This is a genomic window from Micromonospora sp. NBC_00362 (assembly GCF_026342155.1).
Lineage (GTDB): Bacteria > Actinomycetota > Actinomycetes > Mycobacteriales > Micromonosporaceae > Micromonospora > Micromonospora hortensis.
This window is the reverse complement of the sequence record NZ_JAPENH010000001.1, coordinates 6,298,240-6,320,326: the sequence shown is the minus strand read 5'-3', so window position 1 is coordinate 6,320,326 and position 22,087 is coordinate 6,298,240. Positions and strand designations below refer to the sequence as shown.

Below are 22,087 nucleotides of genomic sequence, written 5' to 3'. Positions count from 1 at the left end.
TCCGGCGGGTAGGTTCCGCCGGAGACCTTCACCGCTGGTACGCGACGCCGCGACCGGCCCGGCCCGCCCGGAGTAGCTTCAGTGACTTCACCCCGCACCACCAACCTGAGCCTGGTCGACACCGACCCGGCCGAGCTCGCCGTCGACGCGATCGTGATCGGCGTGCACAGCCAGACCGGAGAGCAGGGCGCCACCAGCGGCCTCGCCGGCACCCTGCTGCTCGCCAGCGGCGCGGAGAGCATCGCGGCCGCGTTCGACGGCAAGCTGACCGAGACCCTCGCGCTGCTCGGCGCGACCGGCGGGCCGGGTGAGGTCATCAAGCTGGCCACGCTGGGCACCGTAACCGCCCCGCTGGTCACCGCGGTCGGGCTCGGCCCGGAGCCGTCGGGCGCCGCCCCGGCCCCGGAGACGCTGCGCCGGGCCGCCGGTGCGGCGATCCGGGCCCTGGCCGGCGCACCCCGGGTCGCGTTGGCGCTGCCGCTGCCGGACGACGCGGACGCGTCGGCCGAGCTGCGCGCGGTCGCCGAGGGCGCGCTGCTCGGCGGGTACCGGTTCGCCGGTTACAAGACCCGGCCCCAGCCGACCCGGCGCGAGCCGGTGGCCGAGGTGCTCATCGCGGTGCCGGACGCCGGCGACGCGGGAGCCCAGGCGGAGGTTGCCCGGGCGCAGGCGGTGGCGGGCGCGGTCCGGCTCAGCCGGGACTGGGTGAACACGGCGCCGAACGAGCTGCGTCCGCCGTCGTTCGCCGACGCGGTAGCCAGCGCGGCGCGCGAGGCGGGCCTCGGCGTCGAGGTGCTGGACGAGGCGGCGCTGGCCGCTGGCGGGTACGGCGGCATTGTCGCGGTCGGGCAGGGCTCGGAGGCTCCGCCGCGGCTGGTGAAGCTGACCTACACCCCGCAGGACGGCGGCAACGGCAAGCGGGTAGCGCTGGTCGGCAAGGGCATCACCTTCGACACCGGCGGCATCTCGATCAAGCCGGCGCAGGGCATGTGGGAGATGAAGTCCGACATGGCGGGCGCTGCCGCGGTGGGCGCGGCCATGCTGGCGATCGCCGCGCTGAAGCCGACGGTGGCGGTCAGCGCGTACCTGCCGATGGCGGAGAACATGCCGTCGGGCACCAGCTACCGGCCGGGCGACGTGATCACCATGTTCAACGGCAAGCGGGTCGAGGTGCTCAACACCGACGCCGAGGGCCGGATGATCCTGGGCGACGCCATCGCCCGCGCCTGCGCGGACGGCACCGACTACCTGTTCGAGACCTCGACGCTGACCGGTGGCCAGGTCATCGCGCTGGGCAAGCGGATGGCCGGCGTGATGGGCACCCCGCAGCTGTGCGACCGGGTGAAGGTGGTCGGCGACGCCGTCGGCGAGCCGGCCTGGCCGATGCCGCTGCCCGACGACGTCCGTAAGGGCATGGAGTCGGATGTGGCGGACATCTCGCAGGTCAACGCCGGGATGGACCGCGCCGGTCACATGCTGCAGGGCGGCGTGTTCCTGCGCGAGTTCGTGACCGACGACGTGGCCTGGGCGCACATCGACATCGCCGGTCCGGGCTACCACTCGGGCGAGCCGACCGGCTACTGGACCAAGGGCGGCACCGGCGTTCCGGTCCGCACGCTGGTGCAGCTCGTCGAGGATGTCGCCGCCAACGGCTGACGGACATGCGAAAGGGGCCCCCTGCTCAGGGGGCCCCTTTCGCGTTGCTCAGTGTCGCTCGGGGCGACGTTTGCGGCGCTCGTTGAAGTCGCGCATCCGCTGTGGGTAGCCCATCAGCCGGACGTCGTACACCGGGATGCCCATCCGGTACGCGAAGCGCCGGGCGCCGTCCGGGCCGTCGATGCGCCGACGGGTCCACTCCCCGTCGTCGGCGATCAGGATGACGGTGGTCTCCGTCACCGTCGTACGGGGCTCGATGTACGCCTCGACGCCGCGCCGACTCCGGATGAAGTTCTCCAAATGGTCCAGATCGCCGCGACTGGCGGCGCGGTCATGGCTCGGCACAGCCGCCTGTTTGCGGCGCCGGAACAAGCCCACCGGATCTCTCCCCCACGTTGCGTCATCGACGACGGTGCCAAGGGTACGTGTCGATGACGTGTCGTTGGGCACCTCGGTACGCACCCTGTGCCCAGTGGTGACAAGATGACCGAGGTGGGGTGTGTCCCTGTTACACCTCTGTGACCCCCGATGCAGCGACGCGACCTGGGAGTTGGACGTGAGCGAGCCGAACGAAGCGACCTTCGACATTGTCATTCTCGGAGGTGGCAGCGGCGGCTACGCGACCGCGCTGCGCGCCGTCCAGCTGGGCCTGAAGGTCGCGCTGGTCGAGAAGGGCAAACTCGGCGGCACCTGCCTGCACAACGGCTGCATCCCGACGAAGGCCCTGCTGCACGCCGCCGAGATCGCCGACCAGGCCCGCGAGTCGGAGCAGTTCGGTGTGAAGGCCGAGCTGATCGGCATCGACATGGCCGGGGTCAACTCGTACAAGGACGGCGTGATCGCCCGCCTGTACAAGGGCCTGCAGGGCATGTTGAAGGGCAACAAGGGCATCACGATCGTCGAGGGCGCCGGCAAGCTGGTCGGCAAGAACGTGGTCGAGGTGGACGGCAAGCGCTACACCGGCCGCAACATCGTCCTGGCCTCCGGCTCGTACGCGAAGAGCCTGCCCGGCCTGGATGTCGACGGCGAGCGGATCATCACCAGCGACCACGCTCTCACGATGGACCGGGTGCCGTCGTCGGTGATCGTGCTCGGTGGCGGCGTGATCGGCGTCGAGTTCGCCAGCGTGTGGAAGTCCTTCGGCGTCGACGTGACGATCGTCGAGGCGCTGCCCCGACTGGTCGCCGCCGAGGACGAGGAGTCGTCCAAGGCGCTGGAGCGGGCGTTCCGCAAGCGGAAGATCAACTTCAAGGTCGGCAAGCCGTTCGAGAAGGTCGAGAAGACCGAGAGCGGCGTCAAGCTGACCATCTCCGGCGGCGAGACCGTCGAGGCCGAGCTGCTGCTGGTCGCCGTGGGTCGCGGCCCGAACACCGCCAACCTCGGGTACGAGGAGCAGGGCGTCAAGATGGACCGCGGCTACGTGCTGACCGACGAGCGGCTGCGCACCAGCGTGCCGAACGTCTACGCGGTCGGCGACATCGTGCCCGGCCTCCAGCTCGCGCACCGGGGCTTCCAGCAGGGCATCTTCGTGGCCGAGGAGATCGCCGGGCAGACCCCCGCCGTGATCGACGAGGTCGGCATCCCGCGCGTCACCTACTGCGACCCGGAGCTGGCGTCGGTGGGTCTCACCGAGGCCAAGGCCAAGGAGCAGTACGGCGCCGACAAGGTCAAGACGTACAACTACAACCTGGGTGGCAACGGTAAGAGCCAGATCCTCAAGACCACCGGCTTCGTGAAGCTGGTCCGGGTCGAGGACGGCCCGGTGGTCGGCGTACACATGATCGGCGCCCGGGTGGGTGAGCTGATCGGTGAGGCGCAGCTCATCTACAACTGGGAGGCCTACCCGGCGGAGGTCGCCCAGCTCGTGCACGCCCACCCCACCCAGAACGAGGCCCTGGGCGAGGCGCACCTGGCCCTCGCCGGCAAGCCGCTGCACGCGCACGCCTGATCATCCACAACCGCGGCGTCCGGCGACGGGCGAAGATCCCACCAGGGGAATGAAGGAGTCTCAGAAAATGCCGGTATCGGTCACCATGCCCCGGCTCGGCGAGAGCGTCACCGAGGGCACCGTCACTCGCTGGCTCAAGCAGGAGGGCGACACGGTAGAGGTCGACGAGCCCCTGCTCGAGGTCTCCACCGACAAGGTCGACACCGAGATCCCGTCACCCGCTGCCGGCGTGCTGAGCCGGATCGTGGTCGGCGAGGACGAGACCGCCGAGGTCGGCAGCGAGCTGGCCGTCATCGCCGGTGAGGGCGAGTCGACCGGCGGTGGCGAGGCCGCCCCGCAGGAGCAGGCCCCGGCCGAGTCGGTCGAGCCGGCCGCCGAGCCGACGGCCGCCGCCGAGGGCACCGCCGACGAGGTGGCCCAGGACGAGGCCCCGGCAGAGGCGCCGGCTCCGGCCGCCGCCTCGTCGGGCGAGGGCACCGCGGTGAAGATGCCCGCCCTGGGCGAGAGCGTCACCGAGGGTACTGTCACCCGCTGGCTGAAGCAGGTCGGCGAGACCATCGAGGTCGACGAGCCGCTGCTGGAGGTCTCCACCGACAAGGTGGACACCGAGATCCCGTCGCCGGTCGCCGGCACGGTGCTGGAGATCAAGGTCGCCGAGGACGAGACCGCAGCGGTCGGCGCCGACCTGGCGATCATCGGCGCTGCCGGCGGTGCCCCCGCCCCGGCACAGCCCGAGCCGAAGCCCGAGCCGAAGGCGGAGGCCAAGCCGGCGCCGAAGGCCGAGCCGAAGCCGGAGCCGAAGGTCGAGGAGCCGACGCAGGGCGCCTCGTACAGCGAGCCCGCCGCGGAGACCGAGAGCTCGGCGCAGCCGGCGAAGACCGAGCAGGCCGCGCAGCCGGCCGCGTCGACTTCGGCGCCGGCCCGCCCGTCCGCCCCGGCGCCGGGTGCCGGCGAGGAGGCCGCCGGTTACGTGACCCCGCTGGTGCGCAAGCTGGCCAGTGAGCACGGCGTCGACCTGTCCGCGCTCAACGGCACCGGCGTGGGTGGTCGGATCCGCAAGCAGGACGTGCTGGAGGCCGCCGAGAAGGCGAAGGCCGCCAAGGCCGCTCCGGCTCCGGCTGCCGCTCCCGCCGCCGCCGCGCCCCCGGCCAAGCCGGCCGCGAAGCCCCAGCCGAGTTCCAAGCGGGGCACCACGGAGAAGCTGCCGCGGATCCGGGCGACGATCGCCAAGCGGATGCAGCAGTCGCTGCACGAGACGGCGCAGCTGACCACCGTCGTCGAGGTCGACGTCACCAAGGTCGCCAAGCTGCGGGTTCAGGCGAAGGACTCGTTCCAGGCCAAGCACGGCGTGAAGTTGTCCTTCCTGCCGTTCTTCGCCCTCGCCGCCATCGAGGCGCTGCAGACCCACCCGATCATCCAGGCCAGCATGGACCTGGACGGCGGCACGATCACCTACCCGGCCGCCGAGCACCTCGGCATCGCCGTGGACACCGAGCGTGGGCTGCTCGTGCCGGTCATCCACAACGCCGGTGACCTCAACATGGGCGGCATCGCCAAGCGGATCGCCGACCTGGCCGAGCGCACCCGGGCCAACAAGATCACCCCGGACGAGATGGCCGGGGCGACCTTCACGCTGACCAACACGGGCAGCCGGGGCGCGCTGTTCGACACTCCGATCGTGCCGTCGCCGCAGTCGGCGATGCTCGGCACGGGTGCCGTGGTGAAGCGTCCGGTCGTTGTCAACGACCCGGAGCTGGGCGAGGTCATCGCGGTCCGGTCGATGGTCTACCTGGCCATGTCCTACGACCACCGGCTGATCGACGGCGCCGACGCGGCCCGCTTCCTGACCGCGGTCAAGGAGCGGCTGGAGGCCGGCAACTTCGATTCGGAGCTGGGCCTGGCCTGATCTGCCCGCTAACGCCGAGAGGGCGCCCCGGTCGTCGACCGGGGCGCCCTCTCGTCTGCGGTCCTCAGCTCTTGAGCAGCGCGGTCGAGACCTTCCAGAGCCGCTCGGCGGCATCCGGGTCCAGCGCGTAGTCGGCGACACCCGTCCGCCCACCGGGCTGGGCGGGGGCGGCCTGCTGACAGTCCTCGAAGTAGCGCCCGCCCACGCCGTCGAGCAGCGGCGAGGCGGCGACCAGCACTGAGGTGGCGGCACCCTGCTCGACCGTCTTCCAGGACGCCGCGTTGCCGGCGCGCAGCCGGTCCAACTCCTCCTCGCTCACGTAGCGCTGGAGGTTGGTCCGGATCGCGCCGGGCATCAGCGAGTTGGTGAGGATGCCGTCGTCGGCCCAGCGCCGGGTGGCCTCCACGGCGAACAGCACGTTGGCCGTCTTGGACTGCCCGTACGCCTGCCACGGCTCGTACTCCCGCTTGTCGTACTGGATGTCCTCGAAGACCACCGGTGAGCGCAGGTGGGCGGCGGAGCTGACCGAGACGATCCTGGCCCCGTCGCCGGCGGCGAGTGCCGGGCGCAGCCCGGTGGCGAGCGCGAAGTGCCCCAGGTGGTTGGTGGCGAACTGCATCTCCCAACCCTGCGGGGTGCGGGACAGAGGTGCGGCCATGATGCCGGCGTTGTTGACCAGGATGTGCAGCGGGCCGTCCCAGTTGGCCACGAAGTCGGCGACCGAACCCTGGTCGGCGAGGTCGAGCGGGGCCACCAGGACGCGGTCGTTGCCGGTGGTGGCGGTGATGTCGTTGGCGGCCTGCTGACCCGCGTCGGGGTTGCGAACGGCCAGGGTCACCTCCGCGCCGGCGCTGGCCAGGGCGCGGGCGGTCTCCACGCCGATCCCGGAGGACCCGCCGGTGACGATCGCCCGCCGCCCGACGAGGTCCACGCCCCGGATCACGTCCATGGCCGTGGAGTGATGGGCGAACGAAGTGGTGATCGGGTTGTTGGTCGTCATTGTCCATCCTTGTCCGGGGTGAGCGGACCGACCGGCCCGCTGCGAGAGGCCGTGGCCCCGCTGTTTCCCCGACCCGGGCCGGAGGTAACGCGGGGCCCCGCCGCCATCGCCGTTCGGGCCTCCGAGCAGCCCGGACGCTGCCAGAGTGGGATCGTGGGCGGCTACCGGCGGGGTGGACAGTTGGGACCGGCCGTCCCGATCGCCCCGGGCGCCCGGGTGGACAAGTTCGAGGTCTTCTTCGACCTGGTCTTCGTCTTCTCGTTCTTCATCATCACCCGGGCCACCGCCGCGAACATCTCCGGTCGGCAACTGGTGCACGCCGGCCTGGTGCTCGCCGTGCTCTGGTGGATCTGGGTGGTGCACAGCCTGGTCGCCACCCGGGTCCGGCTCGGCGAGGGCTACGTCCCGGTGCTCATGGTGATCGCGATGGTCGCCCTGTTCGCGTTCGCGCTGGCGCTGCCGCAGGCGTTCAACGACCCGAAGGGGAGCGCCGCCGGCCCGATGCTGGTGGCCATCAGCTACGTCGTGGTCCGGGCCGTACACATGATCCTCTATCAGCATGTGGTGCGGGACAGCCCGCAGGAGCGGCGGCAGCTGCGGCGGTTCGCGCCGGAGCTGGCGGTGAGCATCGTGCTGCTGCTGGCCGCCGCGCTCATCCCGCCGCAGATCAGCGACCCCGACCGCGCCGCCCTGGTCCGCGACGGGCTGTGGATCACCGTGGTGGTGGTGCAGTACGCCACCGGCTTCATCGTCGGGACCTGGGGCTGGGGGGTGACCAGCGCCGAGCACTGGACCGAGCGCTACGACCTCATCCTGATCATCGCGCTGGGCGAGTCGATCATCTCGACGGGCGTCGGCGGCAACCTGCTCGGCAAGCCGGTCACCTGGCCGGCGGTGGCCGCCGCCGCGCTCGGCATCGTGGTCACCGCAGCCCTCTGGTGGGCGCACTTCGACTTCATCGGGCCGGCCGCCCGGATCGCCCTGCACGCGGCGGAGGGCGCTCCCCGGGTGGCGATGGCCCGCGACGCGTACGCGTATCTCTACCTGCCGATGATCGCCGGGGTGATCCTCTTCTCGATTGGCAACGAGGAGGTCCTGCACAAGATCACCGACCCGGCCGGCGGGATCGCCGAGAAGGTCGAGGGGCCGGCGGTGCCGATGCTCTTCGGCGGGTTGATCTGTTATTTCGCCGTCAACCTGCTCTTCCAGCTACGCACCCTGCACACCGTCACGTGGACCCGCGTCGGCGTCATAGTGGTGCTCACGGCGGCCCTTCCGGTCGGCCAGCACCTGCCAGCGCTGGGCGCGCTCACCCTCGCGACAGTGATCTGCGTGGCGCTGGTGGCCGTCGAGGTGATGGTGATGGCGCAGTCCCGGCACGCCCTGCGGGCCGCCGTCTTCCAGGAGCGGACCAGCCACGAGGCCCATGAGGCCGCCTGGCGGGCGCGCTGGCACGACGTCCGGGAGACCGACGAACCGACCACGCCGTGACCGCGGCGTTTCCCGGGTTTGTCGGCATGACCGGCCGGCCCTAGACTTCGGCGCAGCGTCGCAGTGCACCCGGCCCGAAGGCCGCCGTGGGCATGGAGGCGCGGGGACAGCATGGGACGAAACGTGCACCCAACCGGTTCACCGGCCGGCCGGCTCGCCGCCGTCGGCAATCAGATGATCGAGATTCACCTCTGGCTCAGCGCGGAACTGGCCCGGCTCCAGGCAAGCCTCGACAGCCCGTCCCGGGACCTGCGGGCACACTGCCTGACCTTCTGCGCCGCGCTGGGCCGACACCACAGCGGTGAGGACGCGGGCGCGTTCCGGTTGCTGGCCGAGGAAGCCCCCGAGCTGCGCCCGGTCATCGACAACCTGATCACCGATCACGAGGTGGTGGCGGGAATCCTGGAACGGGTCGAGGCACTGCTGGGCGGCGACGCGGCGGTGCCGGTCGACCAGGTGCGCGCCGAACTGGGCGGGCTGGCCGCCCTGCTGGAGTCGCACTTCCGCTACGAGGAGAAGCGGCTGGTCACCGCCCTGAACGCGCTCACCGGTCGAACCGGTACCACCGAGGAACTACTCGGCCTGACCGCGCCCGGTCCCTCCTAGGGCCTATTTCAACAGGGCGGTCGAGCCGAGGCGGAGTCCGGGCGGCGATCCGGCAAGGCGCGGTTTCGTTCGGATACCGGTGTGGTATCCGGACGAAACCGCAACGCCGCCGGTCGTCGTTCGGGCCCGCCGCAGGCCGGCCAGTCTCATGAAACAGGCCCTAGCCGGGCTCCGACCCCGGTGCCGTGCCGGGCAGTCGCTCGTAGAAGCGGATCTTCTCCCGCAGGTGGTCGTACTGGCGCTGGAGCAGGCGCATCTGCTCCTCGACCCGCGCCGCGTGGTGGCACAGCAACTCGTGCCGCTCGTCGGTGGTGTGCTCACCGTCGCGGGCCAGTTGCGCGTAGCGGCGCATCTGCGCGATCGGCATCCCGGTGTCGCGCAGGCAGCGGAACAGCACCAGCCAGCCGAGGTCGTCGTCGGTGAAGACCCGCTGCCCGCCCGCCGTACGCTCCACGTCCGCGAGCAGGCCAATCTTCTCGTAGTACCGCAGGGTGTCCAGGCTGAAGCCGCTGCGGCGGGCGGCCTCCGAGGGGGCGTAACCGCTCATGTCGCGAGATGCTAGTGCTTGACCTGGAGCGCGCTCCAGGTTGGAGGCTGGTGACCATGACGACGACACGGACGCTGGGACGCAGCGGCATCACTGTGAGCGCGATCGGAATGGGGTGCTGGGCCATCGGCGGCCCCCTCTGGGGTGACGACGGGCAGCCGTTCGGTTGGGGTGAGGTGGACGACGACGAGTCGATTCGCACCATCCACCGGGCGCTCGATCTCGGGGTGACGCTGTTCGACACCGCCAGCAACTACGGCGCCGGGCACAGCGAGCGGATCCTCGGTCGAGCAGTGGCCGGGCGACGGGACAGCGTGGTGATCGCCACCAAGTTCGGCAACGTCAGCGAGGAGAACACGCGGCGGGCGCTTGGCACCGACGCCAGCCCGGCCTTCGCGGTGCGCAGCCTGGAAGACTCGCTCCGCCGCCTCGGCACCGACTACGTCGACCTCTACCAACTGCACATCAACGCACTGCCGGTGCCCGCCGCGCTCGATCTGGTCGACACCCTGGAGGCCCTGGTCGACCAGGGCAAGATCCGGGCGTACGGCTGGAGCACCGACGACCCGGCCTCGGCGGAGGCGTTCGCGGTCGCCGGCGCGCACTGCGCAGCGATCCAGCACGACGAGTCGGTGCTGCGCGACAACGCGGCGGTGCTGGCGGTCTGCGACAAGCACGACCTGGCCAGCCTCAACCGTGGTCCGTTGGCGATGGGGCTGCTCACCGGGTCGACCCGGGCGGTCGGGGCGGACGACGTGCGCGGACGGGCACCGGAGTGGCTGGAGTGGTTCACCGACGGCCGGCCGACGCCGCGCTGGGCGAGCCGGGTCGATCAGGTCCGCGCTGCGCTCACCGCCGACGGGCGCACCCTCGCACAGGGCGCGCTCGGCTGGCTGCTGGCGCGCAGCCCCCGTACCGTGCCGATTCCCGGCCTGCGCACGGTGGCCCAGGCCGACGAGAACCTGGCCACCCTGACGCTCGGCCCGCTGAGCCCCGAGTCGTACGCCGAGGTGGAGCGACTGCTCGCCGACCTGCGCCCGGCCCACGCGGCCTGACCGCCGGGCCGGTCCACGCCCCGGGCGTTGTCACCGGAAGTCGTCAGCGTGCTCGGCGGCCCACTGCCGGAACGTGCGCCCGGGGCGTCCGGTCACCTGCTCGACGTCCGGGGCGACCCAGGCGTTGCCGTCGAGATAGCGCCCCATCTCCAGGAACCACTCGATCACCTCAACGGGATAGTGGTCCTTCCAGTGCTCGCGGGCCTGCTCCGGGGTCAGTTCGTCGAAGCGCACCGGACGGCCGATCGCCTCGCCGATCATCCGGACCGCGTCCCGGCGACGGACCGGCTCGGGCCCCGTAGGTTGGTACACCCGGCCGGCGTGGCCGTCCTCGGTCAGCGCGGCCACGATGACCGCGGCGATGTCCGCCTCGTGGACCAGCGCGCTGTTCCAGTCCCCGAACGGCGCCCGCACCACCCCCTCGGCGCGGATGCCGGCCGCCCACTCGCGGGTGTTCGCCATGAACTCGCCCGGGAAGACGTGCGTCCATTCCAGGCCCGAGTTCTCGACGGCCCGGTGCAGCGGCCGGTGGGGCGCCTCGAGCGGGTCGTCGTCGGCCCGGCTCGGATCGTTGTGGCCGAGGTGGGTGACCCGGCGGACGCCGGCCTGACGGGCCAGCTCCAGAATCTCCGCACCGGTGCTCAGCGGCCCGTACCCGTCCATCGCGACCAGATGCATCCGCGGCACGCCGCGCAGCGCCGGGACCAGCGTGTGGGGCCTGGCGAAGTCGCCGGCCATCACCTCCACCTGGCCGGGCAGCGCGGTGGCCGCCGGCGAGGTGGGATCGCGGGTCAGTGCGCGTACGTCGTGGCCGGCGGCCACCAGTTGCCGGACCAGGCTGCCTCCGACGGTTCCGGTCGCTCCGGTCACCAGGATCGGCATGGTTCCTCCTCAGGTGTCGCCCGACGGTGGGCACGGTGAGCCGACCCCGCCATTCCGGGGCGCTCTCGGATGGCTCATGGTCAGCCAGATCGATGCCGCAAGCAATCGCGAACATTGCATTCACGTTCGCTCTGACCTGCGGAAACGCGACCGGCACCGAATGCGCGCGACAGCCTTTTTCGGTACCCGGAACAGCCGTTGACCTGCGCTTTCAGGCCGCACAAGGGTTCCGCGCACGTTCGTTCGCCGAAACGCCCCCACCTTTGGCAGCCCCACGCATCCACCGGTGGCGTTCTGGACGAAGATGGGGGTATGCGGATCCTTCTGGCCGGCGCGTCCGGCTTCCTTGGCACCCGGCTGGCCGACCTGCTCGTCAGCGACGGGCACGAGGTCACCCGGTTGGTCCGTCGAGCGCCGGGCGGGCCGCAGGAGCGGCGGTGGGACCCTGCTGCCGGGCAGCTCGACCCGGCCGTGGTCGCCGAGGCCGACGCCGTGGTCAACCTGGCCGGCGCGGGTGTCGGCGACAAACGCTGGAACGACGACTACCGGCGGTTGATCCGCACCAGTCGGGTGGACACCACCACCACGCTGGCGACCACCATCGCCGGGCTCCCCGCCGCGGACCGACCCCGGGTGCTGCTCAACTCATCGGCCGTCGGCTGGTACGGCAACACGGGCGACCGCGCGGTCGAGGAGGACGCGCCGGCCGGCGAGGGCTTCCTGGCCGACGTCTGCCGGGTGTGGGAGGCCGCGACCCGGCCGGCCGAGGACGCCGGGGTACGCGTGGTCCGGCTGCGTACCGGTCTGCCGCTGCACCGCGAGGGCGGGCTACTGAAGCCACAACTGCTGCCGTTCAAGCTGGGCATCGCCGGCCGGCTGGGCAGTGGCCGGCAGTGGCTGCCGTGGATCTCGATGGCTGACTGGCTGGACGCGACACGCTTCCTGCTCGACCGCGACGACATCGCCGGCCCGGTCAACGTGGTGGGGCCGAACCCGGTCACCAACGCCGAGTTCACCCGCGAGCTGGCCCGGCAACTACACCGGCCGGCGATCATCCCGATCCCCGCGCTGGCGCTCAAGGTGGTCCTCGGCGGCTTCTCCCACGAGGCCCTCACCAGCACCCGAGTCCTCCCCGGAGTCCTGGCGAGAGCCGCCTACCCCTACCAGCACCCCACCCTCCCCCAAGCCCTCCAAACAGCCCTAACCCCAACCCCCTGACCCGGTCCCGGTCCCGCCCCCGTTCGCGTTGATCATGAAGTTATTGCCGTTCGCCCCGGCGTGTCGTAACAACAACTTCATGATCGACAGGGTTCGCCCGGGGGTGGTTCGGCCCTTGGCAGAATCGGCTGTCGGCGGGTCGCCGGTGGGCCAGCGTGGGCCGATGCTGGACCGATGGCGACCTTCTCCCTCCAGGCCACCCCAACCGACGCGGCGAGCTGGGCCGAGCTGGCCCGCCGGGCCGAGAGCGTCGGCTTCGACGCTCTGCTCGCCGCGGACCACCCCGGCGACGTGACGTCACCGTTCGTGGCGCTGGCCGCCGCCGCCCCGGTCACCTCGACGATCGGGCTCGGCTCGTACGTGTCGAACCTCGGCGTACGGGAACCGATGCTGCTCGCGGCCGACGTGGCCACCCTCGATCTGATCTCCGGCGGTCGGGCCCGGCTCGGCGTCGGCGCCGGTCACACCCCGGCGGAGTGGCGCGCGGTGGGCCGGGAACGCCCCGACGTGGCCGGCCGGGTCCGCCGTTGCGTGGCCGTCGCCGAGGCGGTCCGCGCCCTGCTCGACGACGCCTCGGTCACCGTCGACTCGGCCGAGCTGACGATGCGCGAGGCGGTGCTGCGCGAACCCCGGCCGGTGCAGGACCGGATCCCGCTGACGATGGGTACGGCGAACTCGACGCTGCTGCGCTGGGCCGGCGCGCACGCCGACGTGGTCGGGCTGACCGGGTTCGGACGTACCCTCGCCGACGGCCACCAGCATGAGGCGCGCTGGCGGGCCGACCAGATCGAGGCGCAGGTGGCCTGCGTGGCCGCCGGCGCGGCCGGCCGAACCGACCCGCCGGCGCTGGAGGCGCTGGTGCAGACGGTGCTGGTCACCGACGACGCGGAGGCTGCCGCTGCGGAACAGGCCCGCCGCAACGGCATGACGGCCGCCGAACTACTGGCCACCCCGTTCGTACTGATCGGCACTGTGGACGAGATCGTCACGGCGGTCGCCGAACACGAACGGCGCTGGGGGGTGACCCGGTTCGTGGTCCGCAGCGACGCGCTGGATCCGCTAGCGCCGGTCCTGGCCCGCCCAACCTGAGCCCCCGCCGACAACCCCGTTGATCAAGAGGTTTGCGTCAGATTCCGGCTTCCGGATGACGCAAACCTCTTGATCAACAGGGGCAAGGAGGGTGGGACTCAGCAGCCGACCACCCAGTGGTTGGGGGCGGTCTGCTTGAGGGCGCTGGTGTAGAAGGTGTTGTAGAGGCCCATCCGCTGGTTGGAGCCGTTGGCGTAGGCGTAGCCGCCGGACTGGTACGCGCGACCAGCCGCCACGTGCGCGTAGTTGCTGGCCGTCACACAGGTCGGCGGTGTGGTCGGAGTGGCCGTCGGGGTCGGCGTGGGGGTGGCCGTCGGGGTCGGGGTCGGGTTGGTCCCGCCGCCGTTCAGACCGAAGAAGAGCGCGTCACGGTACGTCGAGCAGATGGTGTCCAGGAAGTACGCGCCAGCGGTGCCGCACTGCTCGGCCGCCGAGCCCGGGTCGACCGGGGTACCGTGGCCCATCCCGGAGATCCGGTAGAGGCGCACGTCGTCGTTGCCGTACACCTCGAGGTTGGTGTTGCCGGGCAGCGACGAGGTGCTGGTCGGGGTCTGCGACACGCCGCGCACGTTGGTCCACTGGTCGCGGGACTCGGTGCCGTTGAGCGGGGTGACCGTGTAGTCCGAGGTGCCGTGCCAGATGGCCACCCGGGGGCGCGGGCCGGTGTAGCCGGAGTACGCGCCGCGGACCAGGTCGCCCCACGCGGCCGGGGTCTTGTCCGCACCCGGGTTCATGCAGCTGAACGCGTTGACCATGCTGGTGGCGCAGCGGTACGGGATCCCCGCGATGATCGATCCGGCGGCGAAGACGTCCGGGTAGGTGGCCAGCATGACAGCGCTCATCGCCCCGCCCGCGGAGAGCCCGCTGACGTAGACCCGCGAGCCGTTCACCCCGTAGTTCGTCTTGGCGTGGTCGACCATCTGCTTGATCGACAGCGCCTCACCCTGGCCTCGTGTGGTGTCCCCCGCCTCGAAGAAGTTGAAGCAGGAGTTGGCGTTGTTGCCGGAGGGTTGTTGGGCGACGATCAGGGCGAACTTCCACTGGTCGGCGTACTTCTGCCAGCCGGAGTTGGCGAAGTAGCCGGAGGCGTTCTGGGTGCAGCCGTGCAGCAGGACGACGGCTGGGGAGTTGGCCGGCAGGCCGTCCGGCCGATAGGCGTACATGGCGAGGTTGCCGGGGTTGGAGCCGAACCCGGTGACCTGGGTGAGGGTGGCGGCCTGAGCGGGTGCGGCGACGGCGACCGCGCCCGCGACGGCGAGGGCGAGGCCGGCGACCGCACCGAGCAGCCGGGTGAGGGTGGACGAGGAGCGGCGCACGACGGCCTCCTGAGGGGCAGACTGTGAACTGGGTCACTGTCGAGTTGCCGTGACGTTACGACGATGTATCGCAGCTATGACATGGGGCACACTCACACATTCACGACGGACGCTGTGTACGTCAGACCGTCGACGTGGCGGGTCGAATCCGTCCCCAACGGTCCCGTCCTTGCAGGTCTGACCGGCCCGTCCAGGTCCGGTTGGTAACGTCCGCTGCGTGCCGTCCTCCCCGTCGCTGGCCACCGGGCCCGCACCCGTGTCGCCGCCGCGCACCGTCCGGGACCGCCGGGCCGACCTGATCGTCGTGCTGGTGGCGCTCGCGCTCGCCGTCTGGGTGACCAGTGGGCTGTGGCGGGACCCGAACGGCCGCACCATCACCGTCAACTCCAGCGACCAGGCGCTCTTCGAATGGCTGTTGGCCTTCGGTGGGCACGCGGTCACCCACTGGGACAACCCGCTCTTCACCTACCTGATCAACGTCCCGGACGGCGTGAACCTCGCGGTCAACACGACGATCACCGTGTACGCGGTGGTCTTCGCGCCGCTCACGTACCTGATCGGGCCGCCGGCGACGTTCCTGGTGATCCTCACCCTGAACCTGCTCGCCACCGCGCTGGTCTGGTACTGGCTGCTCTCCCGGCACCTGGTCCACAGCCAGCTGGCCGCCGGGGTCGGCGCCCTGTTCATCGCCTACTCCCCGGGCATGGTGTCGCACGCCAACGCGCACCTGAACTGGACCGCCGGTTGGCTGGTGCCGCTGCTGATCTGGCGGCTGTTCGCGCTACGCCGCGCCGGGCACTGGCTTCGGGACGGGGTGATCCTCGGCGTGCTGGTCGCTGTGGCCTTCTCGATCGCCGCCGAAGGGCTCTTCTTCACCGCGCTGGCGCTGGGGGTGTTCGTCGCCATCTGGGCGCTGCACCCGGCCAACCGGGTGGAGGCCCGCGCCGCGCTGCCCACCTTCCTGCGCGGGCTCGGGGTGACCGCAGTGGTCGCCGGCGTGCTGCTGTCGTACCCCCTGTGGTTGCACTTCGCCGGGCCACAACGGTTCCACGGCACCGGCTTCGACCCGGTGATCCACTCGGAGGACATCGCGGCGTTCGCTGCCTTCCCGCGCCGCTCGCTGGCCGGCGAGGCCGGGTTGGGCACCTCGCTGGCGCCGAACCCGACGGAGGAGAACTCGTTCTTCGGCATCCCGCTGCTGGTGCTCACAGTGATCTGTTTCGTCGTGCTCTGGCGGCGGGCCGACAGGCACCGCCGGGCCACCCTCTGGGCCCTGGGCGCGCTCGCGCTGATCTTCACGGTGCTCTCCTTCGGGCCGGTCGCCAAGGTCGACGGCCGACGCACCGATCTACCCATGCCGTTCGACCTGGTCGGACAACTGCCGGTGGTGAACGCCGCGCTGCCGGCCCGGCTGGCGCTGGTGGTCGCGCCGGTGGTCGGGCTGTTGCTGGCGTACGTCGTCGACCAGTTGCGCGCCGCACCACCCCGGCACCGCTCCACGGAACTGGCCTGGCTGCTGGGTTTCGCGGTGGCCCTGGTGCCGCTGCTGCCCACCCCACTGCTGACCGACGAGCGGGAGCCGATCCCGCGCTTCATCACCTCCGGGACGTGGCGGGACTACGTGTCGCCCGACGGGGTGCTGACCCCGGTGCCGCTGACTGTGGACATCTACCCGGACGGCCAGCGCTGGCAGGCGTACGCGTTGTCGCACCGCCAGGGCGAGTTCGCCATCCCGGGCGGCTTCTTCCTCGGCCCCGGCGGGCCGGACGGGCGGGGCCGGATCGGTCCGGTGCCGCGCACGTTGAGCGCGTTGATGGACCAGGCCGGCCGCACCGGGCTGGTCCCCATCGTCACCGACGGGACGATCCGGGAGGTCCAGTCGGACCTGCGGCACTGGCGCATCGAGACGGTGGTGCTCGCCGACGAGGTGCACGGCGCGAAGTTCGAGGTCGACGAGAAGGCGCTGCTGCGTACCGGCACCGCCCTGTTCGGCGAGCCGCAACGGGTCGACGACGTCTGGCTCTGGCGCATCCCGCCTGCCGATCGATAGGCCCACGACGAGATCCCTGGTGAGGCGGCTCACCAGGGAAGATCGCCGGTCGCGGGGCTAGGCTTGTTGCCGTGACGACGACGACCCCCGGCCTGACGGCCGTCCGCGCCGGCCTGCTCGACTACCAGGCCGCCTGGGACGAGCAGCGGCGCCTGCACGAGTCGGTGGTGGCTGGCGAGCGCGGCGACATGGTGCTGCTGCTGGAGCACCCGAGCGTCTACACCGCGGGCAAGCGCACCGAACCGTGGGACCGGCCCATGGACGGCACTCCGGTCGTCGACGTGGACCGTGGCGGCAAGATCACCTGGCATGGGCCGGGTCAGCTCGTCGGTTACCCGATCCTGCGCCTGCCCGACCCGGTGGACGTGGTCGCCTACGTGCGCCGAACCGAAGAGCTGCTCATCGACGTGTGCGCCGAGTTCGGGCTGACCGCCGGCCGGGTCGAGGGGCGCAGCGGCGTCTGGGTGCCCGAGGACGACCGGGGGCCGGCCCGCAAGGTGGCGGCCATCGGCATCCGGGTGGCCCGGGGCGTCACCCTGCACGGCTTCTCGATCAACTGCGACTGCGACCTGACGTACTTCGACCGGATCGTGCCGTGCGGCATCCGGGACGCGGGCGTCACCTCGCTCACCGCCGAACTGGGCCGCCCGATCAGCGTCGCCGACGTGCTGCCGGTGGTCGAGCGCCGGCTCTCCACCCTCATCAAGGTCTGAGCGGCGGCCCCCGGGCGGCGACGCCGGGGGCCGCCTCGCTCACGGCGTCAGTCGGTGCAGGTCACGCGGGAACGCGGTGACCTCCCGGATGTTTGCCGCGCCGACCAGCCGGGCCACGAACCGTTCCAGGCCGATGGCGAAGCCACCGTGCGGTGGCATGCCGTGCCGGAACGCGTCCAGGTAGCCGACGTACGGCTCGACCGGCTCACCCCGGGCCGCCAACGCCGCCAGGTAGTCGGCGTGCCGGTGCAGCCGCTGCCCGCCGGTGACCAGCTCCAGACCCCGAAAGAGCAGGTCAAAACCGTTCGAGTACGCGGGCCGCGCCGGGTCCGGGTGGGTGTAGAAGGGCCGCTTCGCCATCGGATAGCCGGTGACGAAGAGGAAGTCCGACCCGTGTTCGCGCAGTGCCCACTGGCCCAGCGCCCGTTCGTGGGCCGGCGCGAGGTCCGGCTCGTCGGCGGGCGCCTCGGCGATCGTCAGCGCCTCGGTGAAGTGCACCGCCGGGATCTCCGCCGGCACCTGCGGCGGCGTGACGCCGAGCGTCGCCAGGGCGCTGCCGGCCCGCCCGCTCACCGCGTCCAGCATCCCGGCCACCGTGTCGCGCAGCACCCGCATCACGTCCCGGTGGTCGGCGATGAAGCCCAACTCCGCGTCGAGCGACGTGTACTGGGCGAGGTGCCGGACGGTGTCGTGCGGTTCGGCCCGGAAGACCGGCCCCACCTCGTAGACACGTTCGAAGACGCCGACCATCAGTTGCTTGTAGAACTGCGGCGACTGGGCCAGGTACGCGGGTCGGCCAAACCAGTCCAGCGAGAACACGTTCGCCCCGCTCTCGGTGCTGGAGCTGACCACCTTCGGCGTGTGGACCTCCACGAAGTCCTGGGCGTCGAGTGCGGTCCGGAACCCGGCCACCGCGGCCGCCGAGATCCGCAGCGCGGCCGACCGGGTGGGGTGCCGCAGCGCGGTGGGAGCGTTGTCGAGCTGGGTGGGCAGGCTCGCGGTGAGCGCCGGCCGGTACAGGTCGAACGGTGGCGGCACGGCGGGCGGCCCGAGGAGACGTACCGTCGGGTCGGTCAGCTCGACCCCGGCGGGCGCCGTGCCGTTCGCGGTGGCCGTCGCGGTGACCTCGACGACCGTCTCCTCGGTGAGTTTCTCCAGCTCGGCGCGGACGGCCGGGTCGGTGACGACCACCTGGGCCAGGCCGGTGGCGTCCCGCACGATCAGGAAGGCCACCGACTTGAGCAGTCGGCGGCGGTGCACCCAGCCGGCGATCCGCACTGTCGTGCCGATTCTGGCGGGCAGTTGCTGGGACAGGGTTCGTTGCATGGCGGACTGCTCCTCGGTCGATCGCCACGCCGTCGCCGCCCTGGGGTGGCGAAAGCGTCGCATCAGCCCCAGGGAGGTGTGGGCGAGCGGGAACCTCGCGGTGCCACCACACCTTCGCCCCCGCCGGAACGGGGGCCTCGTTCGTCGCCTGATGACCGGGGCCAGCCGGGCGGGCTCTACTGGGCGCGGGTGACCCGCGGCCGTTCTTCCCGCAGCTCGGGAGGGTCTTCGCGCCCCGGTGCCAGACCGCCTCTCAGCACCGGCGGCTCTCTGCACTGGCGGGTCGGGGGCTACTCGGCTCCGTCGTCGCTGTTGCCGGCGACCGTAGCACCCGATTCCCCGGTCTGTGACGCCCTTTTCCGGCCGGCCGGTGTCCGGCGTCACAACGTTTGGGGCGTGACGCCGGTCGCCTGACGCACATAGACACCTGCCGTCCGGCGTAGGCTCATTTTCGTGACGATCGAGCACTCCGCGCCGACGACCGGCCAGGCAGCGCGCACCGCAACGGCGGCCCCCGAGGGGCGGCGCCTGCTGCGGATCGAGGCGCGCAACGCCGAGACGCCGATCGAGCGCAAACCGCCATGGATCAAGGTCAAGGCCAAGATGGGCCCGGAGTACACCCAGCTGCGCGGGCTCGTCTCGCGCGAAGGGCTGCACACCGTCTGCCAGGAGGCCGGCTGCCCCAACATCTACGAGTGTTGGGAAGACCGGGAGGCCACCTTCCTCATCGGTGGTGACCAGTGCACCCGGCGCTGCGACTTCTGCCAGATCGACACCGGCAAGCCGGCCGAGTTCGACGCCGACGAGCCGCGTCGCGTCGCCGAGTCGGTGGTCTCGATGGGGCTGCGGTACGCCACCATCACCGGTGTCGCCCGTGACGACCTGCCCGACGGCGGCGCCTGGCTGTACGCCGAGACCGTCCGTCAGATCCACGCCCTGCAGCCCGGCTGCGGCGTCGAGCTGCTGATCCCGGACTTCAACGCCGTCCCCGAGCAGTTGGCCGAGGTCTTCAGCTCCCGTCCCGAGGTGCTGGCCCACAACGTGGAGACCGTGCCGCGCATCTTCAAGCGCATCCGGCCGGCGTTCCGCTACGACCGCTCGCTGGACGTGATCCGCCAGGCCCGCGCCGACGGCCTGGTCACCAAGAGCAACCTCATCCTGGGCATGGGCGAGGAGCGGGCCGAGGTCTCGCAGGCGCTGCGCGACCTGCACGAGGCCGGCTGCGAGCTGATCACCATCACCCAGTACCTGCGCCCCTCGCCCCGGCACCACCCGGTGACCCGCTGGGTCAAGCCGGAGGAGTTCGTGGAGCTGCGCGAGGAGGCCGAGGAGATCGGCTTCGCCGGGGTGATGAGCGGGCCGCTGGTGCGCTCGTCGTACCGGGCCGGTCGGCTCTACAAGCAGGCCATCGACGCCCGCGCCGCCGCCTCGGTCGCCACCGCCAGCTGACGTCGCGGGCAGCGCCGCGCGGCCGTTCGGCGCCCGGGTGTCATGATCCTGTGATGACCGTCGGCGTACGCGAGCAGCCGCGCGGCGCGGACTCGCCCCGCCGGCGACCCGGCGCACGCCCCGGCCTGGTCGGTTGGCTCACCGGGTTGGCAGTGCTCGCCGGGGTGGGTCATCGGCTCTGGCTGCTGCTGCACGCCGCCCCGCCGACCAACAGCGACGAGGCCACCATGGGGTTGGCCGCGCTGCACATCGCCCGGGGTGAGGGCTTTCCGGTCTGGTTCTACGGCCAGCAGTACATGGGCACGCTGGAGGCGTACCTGGCCGCGCCGGTGTTCGCCCTCGCCGGTGGGCCGTCGCTGCTCGGGCTGCGGTTGCCCACGCTGGCCCTGTACGCGCTGTTCCTGCTGCTGGCCTGGCGGTTGACGCTGCGGCTGACCGGGGACCGATGGTTCGGGCTGCTGATGGTGGCGCTGCTGGCCCTCGGTTCCGACCGGATCGTCAAGAACCAGCTGATCGCCGGCGGCGGCTACCCCGAGATGAACGCGGCCGGGGCCGCGCTGGCCCTGCTCGCAGTGGATCTGGCCACCGGTCGACCGGGGCGGCGATCGGCCGGCGCTGGGCGACCCGACGGGCCGACGGCCGGCACCGGGCGACCCGGCTGGCGGCTGGCGCGCTGGGCCGCGTGGGGGCTCCTGGCCGGGCTGATGCTCTGGGTCGACCCGCTCGTGTTGCCGTACGTCGCGACGACCGGCGCGGTCCTCGTCGGGTTCTGCCGCCGGGAGCTGCGGGGTGCCCCCGGGGCGCTGCTCGCGGCGGCGGCCGTGCTGGGGGCGGCCCCACTGCTGTTGCACAGCCTGCTGGCCGGGCGTAACCCGCTGCACGCCGTGCTCGCGGCCAGCGGTGCGAACGCCAGCGCGGGCTGGCCGGACCGGCTGCACGGCGGCCTGGTGCTCGGCCCGCCGCTGGGCATGGGTTTCTGCGCTCCCGGCCAGTGCGCCGCCTGGCAACTGTGGTGGGCGCTCGCCCTGCCACTGCTGCTGGTCATCGCCGCCGCCACCGCCTGGCGTGCCCTGCGCGCCCCCGACCCCGACCCTGCTGGCTCTGCCGCTGTCGGCCCCGACGCGGTGTCGCCGCGGGTGGCGGCGGCGGCACGCCTGGCGCTCGTGCTGGCCGCGGTGGCCACCCTCGGCGCGTACACGGTCAGCAGTTCCGCCGGGCTCACCCCGGTGGAGAGTTCCCGCTACCTGTCCTGCCTGCTCATCTCCCTGCCGGCGCTGCTCTGGCCGGTGTGGACGGTGGCCCGGCACGGGCGGCGTCCGGCGGCGACCGGCCGGCGCGGCGTCGGGTCGACGCTGGCCCGGTCGCTCGCGGCGGTGCTGCTCGCCGCCACGCTGGGCACTGCGGCCCACGCCACCTGGCGGGCAGCGGAGACCGTACCGGCGACCCGGGCCGCCGAGGCCCGGCACACCGAGTTGGTGAGCACCCTGCGTCAGCTCGGCGTACGGCACGTGCGCGCCGGCTACTGGACCTGCAACCGGCTCACCTTCGCCAGCGCGGAGCAGGTGGTCTGCGCGGTCGTCGACGACAGTCTGCGCCCCGGTTTCGACCGCTACCCCGCGTACCGGCGGGAGGTGGACAGCGCGGCGGCACCGGCCTGGGTCGCGCCGGCCGGCTCACCCCTGGCGGAGGTGCTCGACGAGCGGCAGCGAGTCACGCCCGGCGGCCTCGACCTGGTCACCATCGAGGGCTGGCGCATCTACCTGCCGCGCTGACCTCGGCGGCGCGCGTGTGCGCGGCTCGGCGGTCTCGGCGCGCGTCAGCGCGGCTCGGCGGCC

The 22,087-nt window shown here is 71.9% G+C and carries 18 protein-coding genes; 12 read left to right on the top strand and 6 right to left on the bottom strand.

Annotation, left to right across the window (positions count from 1 at the left end; genetic code table 11):
* Positions 1-81 precede the first annotated feature (81 nt).
* Positions 82-1,656 (top strand): leucyl aminopeptidase, encoded by a 1,575-nt coding sequence (locus OG992_RS29265; protein WP_266304845.1) that lies wholly within the window; start codon positions 82-84, stop codon positions 1,654-1,656.
* A gap of 48 nt (positions 1,657-1,704) precedes the next feature.
* On the opposite strand, the gene OG992_RS29260 is transcribed toward OG992_RS29265, so the two are convergent.
* Positions 1,705-2,034, bottom strand: coding sequence for a hypothetical protein (locus OG992_RS29260; RefSeq protein WP_238686655.1), 330 nt, complete (start codon positions 2,032-2,034; stop codon positions 1,705-1,707).
* A 178-nt stretch (positions 2,035-2,212) separates the two neighbouring features.
* Here OG992_RS29260 and lpdA point away from each other — a divergent pair, with 178 nt between their 5' ends.
* Positions 2,213-3,604: a dihydrolipoyl dehydrogenase gene (gene lpdA, locus OG992_RS29255; RefSeq protein WP_238686654.1), complete on the top strand. Its 1,392-nt coding sequence runs from the start codon at positions 2,213-2,215 to the stop codon at positions 3,602-3,604.
* Between the two features lie 67 nt (positions 3,605-3,671).
* Positions 3,672-5,510: a 2-oxoglutarate dehydrogenase, E2 component, dihydrolipoamide succinyltransferase gene (sucB, locus tag OG992_RS29250; protein WP_266304844.1), complete on the top strand. Its 1,839-nt coding sequence runs from the start codon at positions 3,672-3,674 to the stop codon at positions 5,508-5,510.
* Positions 5,511-5,574: 64 nt separating this feature from the next.
* On the opposite strand, the gene OG992_RS29245 is transcribed toward sucB, so the two are convergent.
* Entirely contained in the window at positions 5,575-6,510 is a 936-nt protein-coding gene (locus OG992_RS29245; protein WP_238686652.1) for an SDR family NAD(P)-dependent oxidoreductase, read from the bottom strand.
* A 153-nt stretch (positions 6,511-6,663) separates the two neighbouring features.
* Between OG992_RS29245 and OG992_RS29240 the strand changes: the two genes are divergently transcribed.
* Complete coding sequence (locus OG992_RS29240; RefSeq protein ID WP_238686651.1) at positions 6,664-8,001, top strand: low temperature requirement protein A; 1,338 nt, start codon at positions 6,664-6,666, stop codon at positions 7,999-8,001.
* A gap of 111 nt (positions 8,002-8,112) precedes the next feature.
* Positions 8,113-8,607, top strand: a complete 495-nt coding sequence (locus tag OG992_RS29235; protein WP_238686650.1) for a hemerythrin domain-containing protein — start codon at positions 8,113-8,115, stop codon at positions 8,605-8,607.
* 160 nt (positions 8,608-8,767) lie between these two features.
* Here OG992_RS29235 and OG992_RS29230 read toward each other — a convergent pair whose 3' ends face one another.
* Positions 8,768-9,154 (bottom strand): MerR family transcriptional regulator, encoded by a 387-nt coding sequence (locus tag OG992_RS29230; RefSeq protein ID WP_238686649.1) that lies wholly within the window; start codon positions 9,152-9,154, stop codon positions 8,768-8,770.
* A 56-nt stretch (positions 9,155-9,210) separates the two neighbouring features.
* Between OG992_RS29230 and OG992_RS29225 the strand changes: the two genes are divergently transcribed.
* Positions 9,211-10,209, top strand: coding sequence for an aldo/keto reductase (locus OG992_RS29225; protein WP_266304843.1), 999 nt, complete (start codon positions 9,211-9,213; stop codon positions 10,207-10,209).
* Positions 10,210-10,239: 30 nt separating this feature from the next.
* Here the strand turns inward: OG992_RS29225 and OG992_RS29220 are convergent, their stop codons facing one another.
* Positions 10,240-11,091, bottom strand: coding sequence for an NAD(P)H-binding protein (locus OG992_RS29220; RefSeq protein WP_238686647.1), 852 nt, complete (start codon positions 11,089-11,091; stop codon positions 10,240-10,242).
* A 312-nt stretch (positions 11,092-11,403) separates the two neighbouring features.
* On the opposite strand from OG992_RS29220, the gene OG992_RS29215 reads away from it, so the two are divergent.
* Both OG992_RS29215 and OG992_RS29210 read left to right on the top strand, forming a co-directional pair.
* A complete protein-coding gene (locus OG992_RS29215) occupies positions 11,404-12,309 on the top strand; it encodes a TIGR01777 family oxidoreductase (protein ID WP_238686646.1) in 906 nt (301 codons plus the stop codon).
* Between the two features lie 174 nt (positions 12,310-12,483).
* Positions 12,484-13,398: an LLM class flavin-dependent oxidoreductase gene (locus OG992_RS29210; RefSeq protein WP_266304842.1), complete on the top strand. Its 915-nt coding sequence runs from the start codon at positions 12,484-12,486 to the stop codon at positions 13,396-13,398.
* Between the two features lie 98 nt (positions 13,399-13,496).
* On the opposite strand, the gene OG992_RS29205 is transcribed toward OG992_RS29210, so the two are convergent.
* Positions 13,497-14,714: a PHB depolymerase family esterase gene (locus OG992_RS29205; RefSeq protein WP_266304841.1), complete on the bottom strand. Its 1,218-nt coding sequence runs from the start codon at positions 14,712-14,714 to the stop codon at positions 13,497-13,499.
* A 217-nt stretch (positions 14,715-14,931) separates the two neighbouring features.
* Here OG992_RS29205 and OG992_RS29200 point away from each other — a divergent pair, with 217 nt between their 5' ends.
* Both OG992_RS29200 and lipB read left to right on the top strand, forming a co-directional pair.
* The gene (locus OG992_RS29200; protein WP_266304840.1) at positions 14,932-16,764 is read left to right on the top strand and encodes a DUF2079 domain-containing protein; all 1,833 of its coding nucleotides are present in this window, start codon (positions 14,932-14,934) and stop codon (positions 16,762-16,764) included.
* A 71-nt stretch (positions 16,765-16,835) separates the two neighbouring features.
* Positions 16,836-17,477, top strand: coding sequence for a lipoyl(octanoyl) transferase LipB (gene lipB, locus OG992_RS29195; protein ID WP_266304839.1), 642 nt, complete (start codon positions 16,836-16,838; stop codon positions 17,475-17,477).
* 39 nt (positions 17,478-17,516) lie between these two features.
* Here the strand turns inward: lipB and aspS are convergent, their stop codons facing one another.
* Positions 17,517-18,803 carry an aspartate--tRNA(Asn) ligase gene (gene aspS / locus OG992_RS29190; protein WP_266304838.1) on the bottom strand — a complete coding sequence of 429 codons (1,287 nt, stop codon included), beginning with the start codon at positions 18,801-18,803 and terminating at the stop codon, positions 17,517-17,519.
* Positions 18,804-19,256: 453 nt separating this feature from the next.
* On the opposite strand from aspS, the gene lipA reads away from it, so the two are divergent.
* Together lipA and OG992_RS29180 are read left to right on the top strand one after the other, a co-directional pair.
* Positions 19,257-20,252 (top strand): lipoyl synthase, encoded by a 996-nt coding sequence (gene lipA, locus OG992_RS29185; protein WP_091407425.1) that lies wholly within the window; start codon positions 19,257-19,259, stop codon positions 20,250-20,252.
* A 53-nt stretch (positions 20,253-20,305) separates the two neighbouring features.
* Positions 20,306-22,024 carry a hypothetical protein gene (locus OG992_RS29180; RefSeq protein ID WP_266304837.1) on the top strand — a complete coding sequence of 573 codons (1,719 nt, stop codon included), beginning with the start codon at positions 20,306-20,308 and terminating at the stop codon, positions 22,022-22,024.
* Positions 22,025-22,087: the final 63 nt, after the last annotated feature.

What these genes read in the sequence shown, in the direction of transcription:
- sucB (WP_266304844.1), top strand. Translation starts at nt 3,672, where the DNA reads ATGCCGGTATCGGTCACCATGCCCCGGCTCGGCGAGAGCGTCACCGAG.
- OG992_RS29245 (WP_238686652.1), bottom strand. Translation starts at nt 6,510, where the DNA reads ATGACGACCAACAACCCGATCACCACTTCGTTCGCCCATCACTCCACG.
- OG992_RS29235 (WP_238686650.1), top strand. Translation starts at nt 8,113, where the DNA reads ATGGGACGAAACGTGCACCCAACCGGTTCACCGGCCGGCCGGCTCGCC.
- OG992_RS29230 (WP_238686649.1), bottom strand. Translation starts at nt 9,154, where the DNA reads ATGAGCGGTTACGCCCCCTCGGAGGCCGCCCGCCGCAGCGGCTTCAGC.
- OG992_RS29225 (WP_266304843.1), top strand. Translation starts at nt 9,211, where the DNA reads ATGACGACGACACGGACGCTGGGACGCAGCGGCATCACTGTGAGCGCG.
- OG992_RS29220 (WP_238686647.1), bottom strand. Translation starts at nt 11,091, where the DNA reads ATGCCGATCCTGGTGACCGGAGCGACCGGAACCGTCGGAGGCAGCCTG.
- OG992_RS29215 (WP_238686646.1), top strand. Translation starts at nt 11,404, where the DNA reads ATGCGGATCCTTCTGGCCGGCGCGTCCGGCTTCCTTGGCACCCGGCTG.
- OG992_RS29210 (WP_266304842.1), top strand. Translation starts at nt 12,484, where the DNA reads ATGGCGACCTTCTCCCTCCAGGCCACCCCAACCGACGCGGCGAGCTGG.
- aspS (WP_266304838.1), bottom strand. Translation starts at nt 18,803, where the DNA reads ATGCAACGAACCCTGTCCCAGCAACTGCCCGCCAGAATCGGCACGACA.
- OG992_RS29180 (WP_266304837.1), top strand. Translation starts at nt 20,306, where the DNA reads ATGACCGTCGGCGTACGCGAGCAGCCGCGCGGCGCGGACTCGCCCCGC.